The organism is Spirosoma profusum, assembly GCF_014699005.1.
GTDB classification, from domain to species: domain Bacteria; phylum Bacteroidota; class Bacteroidia; order Cytophagales; family Spirosomataceae; genus Spirosoma; species Spirosoma profusum.
On record NZ_JACWZY010000001.1, the window covers coordinates 261,819 to 276,641 of the forward strand.

The 14,823-nt window shown below is 48.1% G+C and carries 9 protein-coding genes; 4 read left to right on the top strand and 5 right to left on the bottom strand.

Annotation, left to right across the window (positions count from 1 at the left end):
* Positions 1-72: 72 nt before the first annotated feature.
* Positions 73-2,166 carry an ATP-binding protein gene (locus IC229_RS00915; RefSeq protein ID WP_190885037.1) on the bottom strand — a complete coding sequence of 698 codons (2,094 nt, stop codon included), beginning with the start codon at positions 2,164-2,166 and terminating at the stop codon, positions 73-75.
* Between the two features lie 373 nt (positions 2,167-2,539).
* Here IC229_RS00915 and IC229_RS00920 point away from each other — a divergent pair, with 373 nt between their 5' ends.
* The 4 genes from IC229_RS00920 to IC229_RS00935 all read left to right on the top strand — a co-directional run bounded on the left by IC229_RS00920 (position 2,540) and on the right by IC229_RS00935 (position 10,221).
* Positions 2,540-4,792 (top strand): ligand-binding sensor domain-containing protein, encoded by a 2,253-nt coding sequence (locus IC229_RS00920; protein ID WP_190885038.1) that lies wholly within the window; start codon positions 2,540-2,542, stop codon positions 4,790-4,792.
* A 22-nt stretch (positions 4,793-4,814) separates the two neighbouring features.
* Positions 4,815-7,043 (top strand): hypothetical protein, encoded by a 2,229-nt coding sequence (locus IC229_RS00925; RefSeq protein ID WP_190885039.1) that lies wholly within the window; start codon positions 4,815-4,817, stop codon positions 7,041-7,043.
* A 176-nt stretch (positions 7,044-7,219) separates the two neighbouring features.
* Entirely contained in the window at positions 7,220-9,487 is a 2,268-nt protein-coding gene (locus tag IC229_RS00930) for a hypothetical protein (protein WP_190885040.1), read from the top strand.
* Positions 9,488-9,696: 209 nt separating this feature from the next.
* The gene (locus IC229_RS00935; RefSeq protein WP_190885041.1) at positions 9,697-10,221 is read left to right on the top strand and encodes a DinB family protein; all 525 of its coding nucleotides are present in this window, start codon (positions 9,697-9,699) and stop codon (positions 10,219-10,221) included.
* Between the two features lie 147 nt (positions 10,222-10,368).
* Here the strand turns inward: IC229_RS00935 and IC229_RS00940 are convergent, their stop codons facing one another.
* From IC229_RS00940 to IC229_RS00955, 4 genes are all read right to left on the bottom strand, one after another.
* Positions 10,369-11,811 carry a Gfo/Idh/MocA family protein gene (locus IC229_RS00940; RefSeq protein WP_190885042.1) on the bottom strand — a complete coding sequence of 481 codons (1,443 nt, stop codon included), beginning with the start codon at positions 11,809-11,811 and terminating at the stop codon, positions 10,369-10,371.
* Between the two features lie 150 nt (positions 11,812-11,961).
* A complete protein-coding gene (locus IC229_RS00945; RefSeq protein ID WP_190885043.1) occupies positions 11,962-12,849 on the bottom strand; it encodes a sugar phosphate isomerase/epimerase family protein in 888 nt (295 codons plus the stop codon).
* A gap of 94 nt (positions 12,850-12,943) precedes the next feature.
* Positions 12,944-13,720: an SDR family NAD(P)-dependent oxidoreductase gene (locus tag IC229_RS00950; protein ID WP_190885044.1), complete on the bottom strand. Its 777-nt coding sequence runs from the start codon at positions 13,718-13,720 to the stop codon at positions 12,944-12,946.
* Positions 13,721-13,723: 3 nt separating this feature from the next.
* Entirely contained in the window at positions 13,724-14,749 is a 1,026-nt protein-coding gene (locus tag IC229_RS00955) for a zinc-binding dehydrogenase (protein WP_190885045.1), read from the bottom strand.
* Between the last annotated feature and the right edge of the window lie 74 nt (positions 14,750-14,823).

The following is a 14,823-nucleotide window of genomic DNA, read 5'->3' on the forward strand; positions in this document are numbered from 1 at the left end:
ACAAACTGCTGATAATCTGCTCGGAAAAGCGTCTTTTAGAAGAAAAGCAGAAATTAATGTAGGAGTAAAGTTTTAACCGTGCTGGTTAGCGACAGATGGTAGATTGGGCAGGGGTGATTCTTCGGCGATTGCCAATCGAATCCGAACGAAAGTACCCTTACCTACACGGCTCTGGATCTGTAAATCACCATTTTGTCGCTCCAGCATTTCCCGGCAGATTCGAAGCCCAAGTCCTGTTCCTTTCTCGCCTTGCGTACCGGTACGTATCTCTGGTGCGGTGTTCAAAGCGATTAGCTGTTCTGCCGACATCCCTAACCCAGTATCTCGGATTTGTAATTCGACCCAGTTTTGCTCGATTAGACTTACCAGGCGAATGAAGCCTCCTGCCGGAGTAAACTTAATGGCGTTTACCACTACGTTCCGTACAACAGCCCGGATTTGATGCGGATCGGCCAGGGCCAGATGTGCTACGTTGACTTGGTTGATAACATTGAGTTGTTTCTGTTGGATAAGGTCGCTGGACTGGCTAATCACTTCGTCGGTAACATCGGACAAACGTACTGGTTGTAAAATAGATTGAAATCCCTTAAGCTGGATCATTGACCAGTCAAGAAGATTCGTTAACAGCGTCAGTACATTATCGACTTGCTTGTCCAAACGGTCCATAGCAGGAAATTGATCGACCTGTTGGTTGAGCGTCCTCATCTGACGAAGGCCGTTTTTTAGGCTGGCAACCGGACTACGCAAATCGTGGCTAATGAGTGAGAACAGCTTATCTTTAACTGAATTAGTCTCAGCCAATTGGCTGGCCGTTTGCTGGAGTAATGTTTTCTGTTGGGTCAGGAGGGCGTTACTACGTCTGGATTTTCGCAGCCCGTATACAATCAAGGCAATCACCACAATTAGCAAGCCAATAAAGAGACCTGCTACTAGTTGTGTTCGTCGGGCCAGGGCCAGTTGCTCCTGCTGACGAAGGGCATTGAGCCGGTCTATTTGCGCGTCTTTTTGTAGTAGCTTAATCGTATTTTCCTTGGTTTCAGCATCGAATTGAGCTTCCATCTGGGCTATTTTCTGAATAGTGGCCTCTGTGTATTTCTGCTCTTTCAATTGCTGCTCCTCCTGGTAATTTTGTAAAGCCTGTCTATATTGACCTTGGTCCTCTAAAATGGTACCCAAGCAATTGAGTGAAGCTATAATACGATCTTTGGCCTTACTTTTCCTTGCTAACAATAAGGCATATTGTGCTTCACGATGAGCTTCATGAGGTTTCTGCATTGCTAGATAGGTGAGAGCTAATCCCCGTTTAATGCTACTCATATGAGACAAACTTTTCAAGGATTTGGATTTGGCAAATGCCTGTTGAAACACCTCAATTGCTTTCTGATATTGACCTTGTGTTCGCAAGTTAATCCCTAGATATCCTAATGAGATGGCCACCGATATATCTGGAGTTGGTGCTTGATAAGCATAAAAGAGTGCTTTTCTAAATTGTTGTTCGGCTTCTTTTAGTTTACCTTCTTCTTGTAAAAATTCACCTATGTTTCCATAAGCTAACATCTTATCTTCTGCAGGCCACGAGCGTTTATCCAGAGCTACATATTTTTGCCAATACAGCTTCACCATCGATTTATTTTTCAACCCCTCAAACAGATTCACCATTAACGTATAATTTGCAGCCCGTGTTGGCCCATCTTCGTATTGTTGTAAATACCGTAGATTAGCTCCAATTTGATCCACTGCTTTCGAAAGATCGCCAGCATCTGTATAGATCGCGGCTAAGTAATATTGTAGTTCGGCGGTTCGTTTTGGGTCATGATTTTGCAGGGCATGTTCGACAGACTGCTGACTAAATTGAAGCCCTTTTTTGTATAGGCCCTTATCCCGATAATACCTGGATAGAAGGAAATATAGCTCACTGGCGTATGTGTGCGAAGGTGATTTCGTTAAGAGCTTTAACCCACGTTGCACATAGGGATAAAGACTATCAAATTGCGTTCTTTCGTAATACTGCTGAGCTATCGACAGACAACGTGATAGCCGGGTACTGTCCTGTGTGGCATTGGCTAACTGTTGTTTTAGTGTTTCGACTGTAAACGATCGTTCAGGCTGCGCGAGAAGTATTCCGGTTTGCAAAAGCAAAACCAACGCCAAAAAAATCCGACGCATGCATCGCATAGGTAAACGGAAGAACAAACTAGTAAAGGGTTAGGATTAGTATGGTTTGTCGAATAGGGTTTGAACGCAACCTTTTGGTATAAATGTATTACTAATTTATTGGTTACTCAAATAAATCTATTGGCATACTAGGACAAAAAATATTTATTTTCTTTATGAATAGTCAAATTTAACATTTTGGTTAGTTGTGTAATCTTGTAGAAATAACAGAGCGTGAATATCCGCCGAAAAGTAACATGCTAAATGAACGTAGCATGGCCACTTAAATCAAATTTATCTGTTTTCAAATAGCCCGATAATTGGCTTGTTACGTATAACAACTGACTACGTACCGTATTTCATCTGCTGCTCTTTATTGGTAAACATGCGTCAATCCTATCGTCAATACCTTGCTGTTGTGGCTGCCTGGCTGCTTTGCAGTGCCTGTCGCTGGGGCGATACGGGGACTGATGTTACGTTAGGCGCTAAAGCAACGTATCAGGATAAACCATTCGAACAGGAGTATCATGAACCTTATCCGATCATTGTTGACGGACAGGCGATTGAGGTACGTAGCGTTTCTGTTGATGATCAATTCAACGTATGGGCTGCTACGTCGGTAGGCATGTTCAGGAAAGGGGCCAATCAGCCGAACTGGGTAAACGTACTGCCCGAAAACGGTCCGGCTTTTTCGGTGACCGTCGATGCAAAGGCAGATGCTTGGTTTGCTACGTGGAATGGATTGTATCGTTATAAAAACGGCAAGCCCGAACGTATCGAAGGAGTGAAAGCTCCCATTTCGGTAGTTTGTCCAGCGAAGGAAGGAATCTACACATTAGGCCCCAAAGGCGTTTGGTTGGTTACCAATGAGGTTATTCAGGAAAAGACGTATAACCTGCCCCGTTCAATACGTAATGCCATTTCTGATAACACTGGTGGAATGTGGGTTGCTACGGATGCTGGCCTTTACCACGTAGCAAATGGACAAACGAAGGTCATTCAGAAAAATGATGAACTGCTGAGCGCGTCGGTGAAAGGGCTGGCGATTGATACGCGCCAGAACCTGTGGGCGGCTGGTCTTGGGGGGGTAACGCTGCTGAATCAAGACAAGAAAATCCAGACGTTCACACCTAAAAAAGGAATTCCATCTGTCTATGTCAATTGTGTTGAACGAGCTCCCGATGGAACGATGTGGGTCGGGACAGATGTAGGCGTAGTACGTTACCAGCCCAATGGGAGCCATTCGTTGCGCTTTACCCGTCGTTGGCTGCTGGACGACCGCGTGAACGACATTACGTTCGATGCGCAGGGGACGGCCTGGATTGCTACGGCCAAAGGCGTTAGTGCTATCCGAAAACGTAGCATGACTTTAGCGCAGAAGCAGGATTATTTCTACGACGTAATGATGAAGCGCCACATCCGCGACCCCTGGATTGCTGGTCAGTGCAAACTGAACGTACCAGGCGATACGACTACGTGGGCTCCCGACGATGACGATAACGATGGTGAGTATACGGGCAATTATCTGGCAATGGAAGCTTTCCGGTACGCGGCCACTAAAAGCCCTGATGCCAAAGCGAAGGCCAGAAAAGCGTTTCAGTTTTTAAAATTGCTTCAGGACGTAACGGGAACCGACGGTTTTTTTGCCCGCACGATTGTGCCCGCCGACTGGACCCGTGTTGATGATGCAAACCGAACATTTACACCCAGAGAACGGGCCGATGAGTTGGTAAAAGAACCCCGATTCAAGCCCGTAGAAGTTCGCTGGCGACTGTCGAAAGATGGAAAATGGCGCTGGAAAGGCGATACGAGCAGCGACGAGCTCTGCGGCCACATGATGGGCTATTATTTCTATTACGAGCTCGTTGCCGATGAAGCAGAGAAAGCCATAGTTCGTAAGCACGTAGCACGTATCGTCGATCACCTGATTGCGCATAATTTCACCTTGACCGACATTGATGGCACGCCTACACGCTGGGGAGTCTGGTCGCCGGATAAACTGAACCGCGATCCGGACTGGGCTCCCGACCGAAGCCAGAATTCAATGGAGTTGCTGGCGTTTTTAAAACTGGCGTATCACCTAACGGGGCAAGCGAAATATGAGCAGCAATATCGCCATCTGATTGATAAAGAGGGTTATCTGGACAATATGGCCAACATCAAAAATCAGAATCCGGCATGGTTTATCTACTTCGATGTCATGCTGGCGGCTTATCTGTATCCGATTCTGCTGCGCTGCGAAAAAGATCCGAAACTGCTGGCATTCTACGAAAATCATATCGATCAATGGCTGGAACAACGTAGCGGAGACAAAAATCCATTGATTAATTTTCTCTATTGTTATTCCCGAAATAAACAGGTTGAGTTGCCGGAATCAGTTGATTTTCTGGTTGATGCGCCACTCGATTTGGTGAACTGGACGGTCGATCATACCAAACGGGAAGATGTTCAGATCGTTCGAACGCCTGTACTCGATGAACTTCAAGTAAGTGAGCTACCACCCGCCAGCATCCGAACGGTGGTACGTTGGGACAAAAATCCCTGGGCTGCCGTAAACGGTACGCCCGATATAGAACGCGAACCTGTGTTCTGGCTGCTGCCTTACTGGATGGGTCGCTACCTGAAAATGATTCAATAACCGATTGAAAACAACCTCTTTTATGCGATTACCAATGTTATACAAAACGGTTTGTTTACTCACGTTGACATTTCTCTCAACTATTCCTGTCTGGGCGCAATCCGTTTATCAGGACAAACCGTTTGTCCAGGACTACAGTATCAAATACTACGTTAACAAACCTGATGCAAGTCTTACAGGACTAGCCTGCGACCGGAACGGCGTTATCCAGATGCTTTCAGACGATGGGTTACTACGTCCCTCCGGTGGGCAGTTTTTGGTGCCCGGTATGTTGCTCCCTGACCGAACGTATCGCCCAATCACGGATATGAAACTGGCGGCTGTTGGCGTATATGATCAGCAACTGGTATACCTCGATAACCGGGCAGTGTTGAGCAATGCCTGGGCTGGAAAGTTATTTACCCAACACCAACTACCACAAGCGAAACTGTTTGCGGGCGGAGCCGATTTTGCTTTTCTGGTTTCGGATGGAAAAGCGTTGCATCTGGTGAAAGGCGCCGACGTAGCATGGAAGGGCAATTTGGCTGACGATGAGGCTATTCAGGTTCGATATCAACCCACGAAAGATTTGTTCTGGATATTAGGCAAGAAGTCGTTGTACACACTTTCGGGCAAGGAACACAAACTGACGAAAGTTTTTGAGGGCCCCAATTTCACCTCGTTCGATCTGTCATCTAAAAGCCAGAAAATCATCATTGGTACGTCGGACGGCTATCTGGAAGTTGATCCACTGACGAAAAAACAGATTGGTGCCGTTCATCGAAAATTGCCTGTAACGGATATTACTGCCGTGGCCGAGGTAAACGGAAAATTATGGTTTGGATCGAAGGAAGGCGCTTTTTCGCTACGTCCCGATGGTAAATTTGATTATTACAACGGCGAACGCTGGCTACCCGGCAACCACGTAACGGCGATTATGGCTGGTCCCGAACGTAGCGTATTACTGCTGACTACGGCTGGTTTGACAAAACTTGAGTTCAAATCCATGACGTTGCACGACAAAGCGAAATTGTACGACGCGCAGGTACGTACCCGACACATCCGAAACGGCTTCAACGCATCGCTGGTAGGTATGGAAAAAGGGAACGTAGCGACGGGTTATATGGAAGATTCGGACAACGATGGTTTGTGGACATCGATGTATCTGGCGGGTGAGATTTTCCGGTATGCTGTTACGAAAGATAAAGAAGCCCTGCAAAACTGCCGCGAATCGCTGGATGCGATGGAACGATTATACACCGTAACACCCGTTCCGGGTTTTCCGGCGCGGTCGTTCGAGCGGGCGGGCTATATCGCGAAACTGCACGATACCGAACGCTGGCAACATTCACCGCAACCGAACTGGGACTGGAAATCAACTACGAGCAGCGACGAGGTTATCGGGCACATTTTTGCCTTTGGAGCGATGGCTGAACTGATTGATGATAAGGATATTAAGAGCCGGTCTATTACGTTGATTGATACGTTGATGAGCCACATCATCAGTCACGATTTGTATCTGATTGATTTCGACGGGAAGCCGACTCTGTGGGGCAAGTGGAATCCCGAATACGTAAATGCTTTCCCGATTAACGTGGGCGACCGCAAGCTGAATTCATCCAATATTACAGCGATGCTGCAAACGGCCTATCATTTCACGAAAAAGGAAAAGTATAAAAAGAAGGCGTTTGAGCTGCTACAAAAGCATGGCTATTACGAAAACCTGATGCGTTCCATGAAAATCATTGGTAAAGCGCCGGATAATGCCGATGAGCACAGCAAACATATGTCGGACGGCTGGAACCACTCCGACGACGAGATGTATTTTGTGGGGTATTGGGGACTATATCGTTATGCTTTCAATGATACGTTGAAGGCCAATTTCAAAAAGGCTATCATTGATCATTGGGAAGTCGAACGTCCCGAAAAAGATGGCGCCTGGAATATTTTTACTGCCTTAACTGGCACCAAATCGTTCGATTTAAACGAGGCTGTCTGGTACTTACAGGAGCATCCGCTCGATCTGGTCGACTGGGAAATCAAGAATAGCCATCGCAAAGACATCGAGCCACTACCCGAAAATTTCCGTCGGCAAACCACCAAAGAAGTGCTCCCACCCGACGAACGGCCAATCCAACGCCATAACGCCAATATGTTTGACCTGGACCGCGCTCGTGGCAACGGTACGTCGGAACACAGCGCGGGCGACATCTGGCTATTGCCCTACTGGATGGGCCGCTATCTGGGCGTAATTAGTGCGCCAGTGCGATAATAAAGAGCGAAAGAGTGAATGAGCGGCTGTAATCAACCGTCTAAAATTAATCTGATGAGCATTTTTGTCATTCTGACGCAGGAAGAATCTTAAAGTATCCAAACGTATTTGCTGGGGAACATTAAGGTCCTTCGTGCCTCAGGACGACAAAAAATCGCTAACTATATCTGAAAAATATGTCAGCCAACTTTACTAAGCCTAAAGCAAATTGGCTGTTTTACAGCGCGCTCTTTCTCTCTTTCACACTTTCGTTCTTTGCCTTCGCTCAATCGATTTACAAAGACGCTCCCTACTTACAGGATTATAGCGTCAAATATTATACGACCGATAGTACAATTCAGTTAAAAGCGGTTTGTACAGATCGGAATAACGTAACACAAATACTTTCCTCGAAAGGGTTACTACGTCCATCGGGCGGCCAGTTTCAATATCCCGGTACGTTGGCGGCCGACCGCTCTTACCGCCCAATTACCGACCGGAATCTGGTGGGGTTAGGGCTGGGTGCGCATCAATTTGTTTATCTGGATGACACTGCGATTCTGAGTAATGCCTGGGCTGGAAAACTGTTTAATCGTCATGATTTGCCAAGTGCCCGCCTGTTCTGTTCAGGTGCTGAGGGAACGGCACAACCGTCTACGTTTTTGGTTTCGGATGGGAAAATTCTGCATTTGTTGAAAAGTGATTACGTAGCATGGAAAGGCTCGCTGACTGAGGATTCAGTCAGCGATTTACGATACGAAGCAGCCAGGAATCGTTTCTGGATATTGGGCAAACACTCGCTGAGTTGGCTGGATGTAAAGACAGATAAGCTCCAGACAGTGTTTCAACAACCGGGTTTGACCTGTTTTACCATTGCTTTGAATATGATTTACCTCGGTACGCACGATGGGTATCAGGTTCTCGATGCTACGTCATATAAGCCAATTGGCGCAATTCAGCGAAAGCTCCCTTGCCCGGATATAACTACGATTTCCCACGTTCATGGCAACCTTTGGTTTGGCTCACCGATGGGTGCTTTTATGCTACGTCCCAACGGGAAGTTTAACTACTATTATGGCGAACGGTGGTTGCCGGGAAACACTGTGATTGCTATTGCTGAAGGGCCCGGGAAGACGGTTGACATTCTGACCAACACAGGTTTAGGCGAGCTCCATTTCGAGCCAATGACCTTGCAGCAGAAAGCCCTTATGTACGAGAAACAGGTTCGGCAGCGGCACATTCGGTACGGGTTTAATTGCGACGTAACGGTTATCCAAAACGGCGATTTGTCGACAGCGCAGATGGGCCAGCGTGATAGCGATAATTTGTGGACGTCGATGTATCTGGTTAGCCAGTTGTTTCGCTATAAAGTCACGGGCGATAAAGAAGCACTGGCTAACTGTATGGAGTCGTTTGAGGCCATGGAACGTCTGTTCAGCATTACCAACATGAACGGCTTTTTTGCTCGTGGCTTCGAACGACAGGGCTATCATAAATTTGAAGCCAAAGCCTGGGACGGCGGCCTGACCAACGGGTGGAATCACGCGAAAGATCCACAATGGGATTGGCGCGGAACAACCAGCAGTGATCAGACGGTAGGTCAAATGTTTTCGCTCACGCTACTGGCCGAACTGATGGATGGCGACGTGAAAAAGCGGGCTATTGAGCTGATCGACAGCTTGATGTCAAACATTATCCGAAACGATTGGTATTTGCTGGATGTCGATGGCAAACCGACGCTTTGGGCCAAGTGGAATCCTACCTACGTGAATTCGTTCGATAAGTCAGTCGGTGATCGGAAAATCAATTCGTCCAATATTATCGGATTTCTACAGGCTGCGTATCACTTTACGGGCAAGCCGATTTACAAGCAGAAAGCCTATGAATTGATGCAGAAACACGGCTATCTGGAAAATCTGATGCGGCCTATGAGCGAAATTGGAAAAGCGCCAAAAGGGTCTAGCGACTGGGCCAAAATGCTGTCGGAAGGTTGGAATCATTCGGACGATGAAATGTATTTTCTGGCGTATTGGCCACTCTATCGCTATGCGTTCACCCCTGAACTAAAAGCAAGTTATGGCAAAGCGATCAAAGATCATTGGCAGGCAGAACGTCCAGAGAAAGACGGGCTTTGGAATCTCTGCTACGCCATGACAGGTGCCAAAACCTTCGATCTGCCCGAAACCGTCTGGTATCTCAAAGAATTTCCGCTGGATATGATCGAGTGGCCAATAATGAATAGTCACCGGAAAGACATTGAATTCATTCCCGAAAATTTTCGTGGGCAAACTACTAAAGAAGTCCTTTCGCCCGACGAACGACCGGAGCTGAAGCACAATCGCAATCTCTTCAAGTTAGATCGACCGGGTAAAGTGATCAGCGAACTCAGTGCGGGCGATTCATTCCTGCTGCCGTACTGGATGGGACGCTTTTTGGGAGTAATTAGCGCACCGGTGGGTAAATAAGAATTGATAGCCATTTTTGTCATGCTGAGGCATGAAGCATCTTAAAGATTCATAACTCTCAAGTCAGGATGCTTTAAGATGCTTCATACCTCAGCATGACAAACCCCTCATTTTTAACCTAGTTTTCGAAAGTTTAAGTGGCTGTTTTGTAAAAAGTGCTGAACTTGCAGCCGTCCCATCTGAGCGGACGTTTTAGACGCAACAAGAACATGAAAGACCGTAGATATCCCATCGGGCCGTTTGTTACGCAGGATACGTATTCAGCAGATGAACTGGCTAACCTCATTATCATCATTGAAAATAGTCCTGCTACGTATCGTCAATTAGTTGAAAACCTGTCACCTGATGATTTAGTGAAGACGTATCGGGAAGGTAGCTGGACGGTTCAGCAACTCGTTCACCACGTAGCAGATATTCAGTTGCTGCACTTTTTGCGAATGAAAAAAGCGTTAACTGAGCCTGATTACGAAAACGTTACGTTAATAAATATGAATGGCTGGGTCGATACCGCCGATTCATTAGAAGCGCCAATCGCCGATTCATTGCTGATGTTTGAGTCGATCACCCGCCGTTACGTCTGGCTAGCTAAATCGCTGACGGAAGATCAGTTGGCCATTACGTATTACCATACCGTTCGGCAGCGTTCTTTTACACAAGCGCAGGCGCTGGCGATGTCGGCCTGGCACGTGCAACATCATCTGGCGCATATTAAGTTGGCGCTGGAAATTTTATAAAATTCTCCCACGTTTTTGTCATTCTGACGAAGGAAGAATCTTAACGTATCCTAGCTAATGCGTTTAGGTACGTTAAGATTCTTCCTTCGTCAGAATGACAAAACGCTCGTCTGATAACCATTTTCAAAAGCTTAAACAGCTTCATTTCTATAGCGACAGACTCCAGCCAGCGCGGTAGTCGCGCTTAACAAACTGGTTGGCCAGGTCGTAGTTCGTAATTTTCATGTTTGGCGCGTCGTAATACAACTTTTTCCGTCCGTTGTATTTGTCGACGCTACGTTTGGCCGATGGATTGTCGCGGAGCATCCAGCTACGTAGCGCCAGATTGCCAATCAGAATACTTTCGGTAAACGGAGCTGCATACTCGAATGGCGAACTGGTTTCGCCTTTGCCATAACCTGCAATACAGGCATTTACCCACTGGAGATAGTGATTTTCGTCGGGTACGCGCGGTATGGTTTGGGCAATGTTTAGGGTGTCATTTGCTTTTAGGGGAAGCAGACGCGGATTCGCTCCGTAGCAGTCGGCCATAAGTTTGCCTTTCGAGCCAATAAATAACACCCCACCATCCGAGTTGCCAAAGCTTTCGCCGGGAAGTAATTCTTCGGGCAGTTCGGGCAAAATGCCGCCATCGTACCAGCTTACTTTTATGTCGCCTTTACCGTCTTTACGTGGATAATTGAGGTGGATATTACTCGAGAAAGGCGTCCAGTCGGGATTATCGTCTTGCGGACGTAGCGTAAAGGCCCAGGTTCCAGCCAGACTACATTCTACTGAATTGGGATAATCAATCGGTAAAATGCGGAATACGGGGTCCATAATATGGCAGGCCATATCGCCCAGGGCACCGGTTCCATAAGGCCACCAGCCGCGCCAGTTCCAGGGCAGATAAGCTTCGTTATAAGGCACTTTTTTGGCCGGACCGAGCCATAAATCGAAATCAAGTTCTTTCGGAATGTCAAACGTTTTGTCAGTCGGAACAGCTTGGGGCCATACCGGGCGATTGGTCCAGGTTAGCACCTTATGTACTTCGCCAATAATGCCCGAATCGTAGATTTCTTTCATACGCCGAACCCCGTTGCCAGAGCCGCCCTGATTGCCCATCTGCGTAATGACCTTGTATTTTTTAGCGGCCTGACCCAGAATCCGGGCTTCGTAAATGTCGTGCGTAAGCGGCTTTTGGGTGTAAACGTGTTTGCCTAACTGCATGGCTGCCAACGTAGCAACCGCGTGCGTGTTATCGGGCGTCGAGATGGAACAGGCGTCGATATTTTTGTTTTCCTTGGAAAGCATTTCCCGAAAATCCTTGTAATACGTCGCCTTCGGGAATCGGGTACGCGAGTCAACAGCCTGCCGATCATCGACATCGCACAAGGCCACAATATTTACATTCGGACTGGCGGAAAACGACGCCAGATCACTTTTGCCTTTGCCGCCTGCACCAATGGCCGCAATATTGAGCTTATCGCTTGGCGCAACAAAACCTTTGCCCAATACGTGTCGGGGAACGATAAAAAAGGACGTAGCGGCCAGCGATGAGGTTTTCAGAAAGTCGCGACGGCTGTTTGGGGATGCATTTTTTTCTTGCATAATGCAGTTACGAGGTTAAAAGGGGTGAGAAAAGGGTGTTTTTAAAGAGATATTTTGTCATGCTGACGAAGGAAGCATCTTAAGGTTTCCTTACCTGTGAGTGATGATACGTTAAGATGTTTCCTTCGTCAGCATGACAAAAATGCTACGTTAGGAGGGCCAGTATTCGGCCATTTTTTTGCGGAGGAACGTTACGCTACGTTCCAGTTGGGCCATGCCATCTACGCCGTCTTCAATGCTGATCCAGCCATCGAAACCAACTCGTTTCAGTTCAGTGAAAATGGCGTCGTAGTCGTTCAGTCCTTTGCCGATTTCGCCATGACTGAGCCGTTTGGCGTACCCGGCCGCTCCACCTTCTTCCCGGCGCAAATCGTCGATGGTACCTTCGAGCAAATAACGGTCGCTAGCGTGCATCGTAACCACCCGGTGCGATACGCGATAGAGCAGTTCGAGCGGATCTTCGCCCGCCAGATACGTATTGCTGGGGTCGTAGTTCACACCAAAATTGGGATGGTCGATACGGTCGACTAACTGGCAGAATACGTCCATTTTCTGGGCAAATTCGGGATACGTCCAGAAGTCGTCTTTGTAATGATTTTCGAGGATGAGCGTAATGTTACGTTCCTGCGCATACGGCAAACAGGCTTCAATACATTCGGCGGCCAACGCTACGCCTTCATCAATCGAAAGCTCTGGCCGACGCTGCCCCGACAGCACGCGACAATAGGTCCCGCCAAGAACGTAGGTCATGTCGATCCAGCGTTTTTGTTTCTCAATTTCATTCGCACGAAAATCGGGATTGGGGTGCGTAAAATCGGGCGAGCAGCACATCATCGGAATAACCTTTCCACTGGATTCGACTTCCTGCCGAAATAGCGGCCAGTTAGCTTCGTCGGCCATTTCCAGAAAACCAGCGTACCATTCCAGACCGTTGATATCGAGTTGGCTGGCCAGGTCAATCCATTCCGAAACGCGCATGGTTCCATCTTTACATAACTGCTGCATAAATGCCTTCGGAAAGGCGGCTAGTTGGGGCATAGTTTAATGAGTGAAAGAGTGAATGAGTGAAAGAGCGATTGAGTGAGTGAATGAATGCGTCAGCCACTTTCACTCATTCACTCATTCACTCTTTTTAAAGCTTTGGTAAAAATCTGCCAATCACAGGAAACTGCTCTAGGTCAACGATTTGGCCGCTGATAGGGCCGCTTTCGTCGGCGAGCCAGTAGATGGCTGCGGCTGCAATCTCGTCGGGCAAAAGCATTCGGCCAGCGGGTGATAACGATGGTGGTAACGTAGTGTACCAATTGTCGGCGAAACCTTGCTCACGTTTGCGTTCGAGTTCGCGTTCGGTCAGTACCCAGCCGGGGTTGATCTGATTCACGCGTACGCCGATTTCCCGGTGCAACGTATCACCCAGATTACGGGTCATCGTCACCAACGCTCCTTTCGATACGCTGTAAGCCATCAAACCGTATTCGCCAGACCAGGCATTGACCGAGCCAATGTTGAGCGCACAACCCCGTTGGGCCTGTAGGTGCGGCAAAGCAGCTTTTAGTAGCGCAAACGGCGCTATCGTATTAACATCCAGTACCTTTCGAAATAAAGCCAAATCGGTGGTCTGAATCGTTGACGAAGCCACCAGTGCCGCATTGTTGACAATGGCATCCAGTTTGCCGAACGTAGCAATCGCCAGATCGACCAGATGCTGGGGGGCTTGTTCGTTGGTGATCTCTTCGATGTGCAACACCGACCGATCGGCACCTAAATCGGCAACGAGAGCTTCACCTAAATCGCGTTCAAGGCCGTGAATCACTACGTTGGCACCCTCGGCAACACAGCGTTTGGCAATGGCTTTCCCGATACCCGTACAACTTCCGGTCACGATCACCACTTTATTCTTAAGACGCATGGTTTACAGAGGTTTAAGGACACTTTTCACTACGTCGCCCCGGTGCATTTTTTCAAAAGCTTCGTGCCAGTCGGTAATCGACCAGACTCCACCAATGATGGGTTTTACGTCGAGTTGTCCACTGGCAAGCAAGGAGATAACCCGTTCCCAGATAGGCCAGTTATGGCTGAAACTACCCTGCAACGTAACGTTTTTCTGAACCAGCGGATCGAGCGAGAAATTGAGCGGCTGGGGTCCCCAACCTACTTTAGTAATGTGGCCATTGGGACGTACCAGTTGCATGGCAATTTTGAGCGTAATGCTGGTTCCGGCAGCATCGATCACACAATCGGCCCCCAATCCGTCGACTTTTTTGGCCCATTCCGTAGCGTCGCCAACAATGGCCGTACAACCATATTGTTCCGCGATGCTCAACCGATGGCGGTCGGCTTCCAGTCCAACAACTGCTACGTCGGCACCGCACAGTTTAGCTACTGCCGCACATAAAATGCCAATCGTTCCTGGTCCTAACACAATTACCCGGTCGCCGGGTTTTAGCCGCGAATTTTCAACAACCGCATTGAACGCTACGCAGCAGGGTTCGGTCAGGCAAGCTTGTTCAAACGCAAGTTGGTCGGGTACGTGGTGCAGGCAGCGGGCCGGTACGCGGACGTAGCGTGTCATGGCTCCATTAACACCATAGCCAAAGCCTTTGCGGGTCGGGTCAAGGTTGTAAAGGCCCCGGCGTGTCATGGGGTTTTGCGGGTCGATGACGGCAGCCGTTTCGCTCACCACTCTATCGCCTTCGCGCCACCCCGATACGCGGCTCCCGAGTTCAATAATGTGGCCGCCAAACTCATGCCCTAGCACAACGGGGTAGTTGACGGGCCAGCTATGATCGGCCGTCCATTGGTGGAGATCGCTGCCACAAACGCCGACATTGGCTACCTCCAGCAATACGTCGTCGTCACCGATTTTGGGTCGCTCAATTTCCCGAATTTCAACAGAGCCTTTTTCGGGAGCGTAATTAACAACCGCAGCAGATTTCATAAAAAGTTTGAAAAGAAAGGATTAGGAAAACGAGTTAAAAATGAGCGTTTTGTCATGCTGACGAAGGAAGCATC

Bases quoted from the DNA above. Each gene is read 5' to 3' on its own strand.
- IC229_RS00915 (WP_190885037.1), bottom strand. From the start codon at position 2,166: ATGCGTCGGATTTTTTTGGCGTTGGTTTTGCTTTTGCAAACCGGAATA.
- IC229_RS00920 (WP_190885038.1), top strand. From the start codon at position 2,540: ATGCGTCAATCCTATCGTCAATACCTTGCTGTTGTGGCTGCCTGGCTG.
- IC229_RS00925 (WP_190885039.1), top strand. From the start codon at position 4,815: ATGCGATTACCAATGTTATACAAAACGGTTTGTTTACTCACGTTGACA.
- IC229_RS00930 (WP_190885040.1), top strand. From the start codon at position 7,220: ATGTCAGCCAACTTTACTAAGCCTAAAGCAAATTGGCTGTTTTACAGC.
- IC229_RS00935 (WP_190885041.1), top strand. From the start codon at position 9,697: ATGAAAGACCGTAGATATCCCATCGGGCCGTTTGTTACGCAGGATACG.
- IC229_RS00940 (WP_190885042.1), bottom strand. From the start codon at position 11,811: ATGCAAGAAAAAAATGCATCCCCAAACAGCCGTCGCGACTTTCTGAAA.
- IC229_RS00945 (WP_190885043.1), bottom strand. From the start codon at position 12,849: ATGCCCCAACTAGCCGCCTTTCCGAAGGCATTTATGCAGCAGTTATGT.
- IC229_RS00950 (WP_190885044.1), bottom strand. From the start codon at position 13,720: ATGCGTCTTAAGAATAAAGTGGTGATCGTGACCGGAAGTTGTACGGGT.
- IC229_RS00955 (WP_190885045.1), bottom strand. From the start codon at position 14,749: ATGAAATCTGCTGCGGTTGTTAATTACGCTCCCGAAAAAGGCTCTGTT.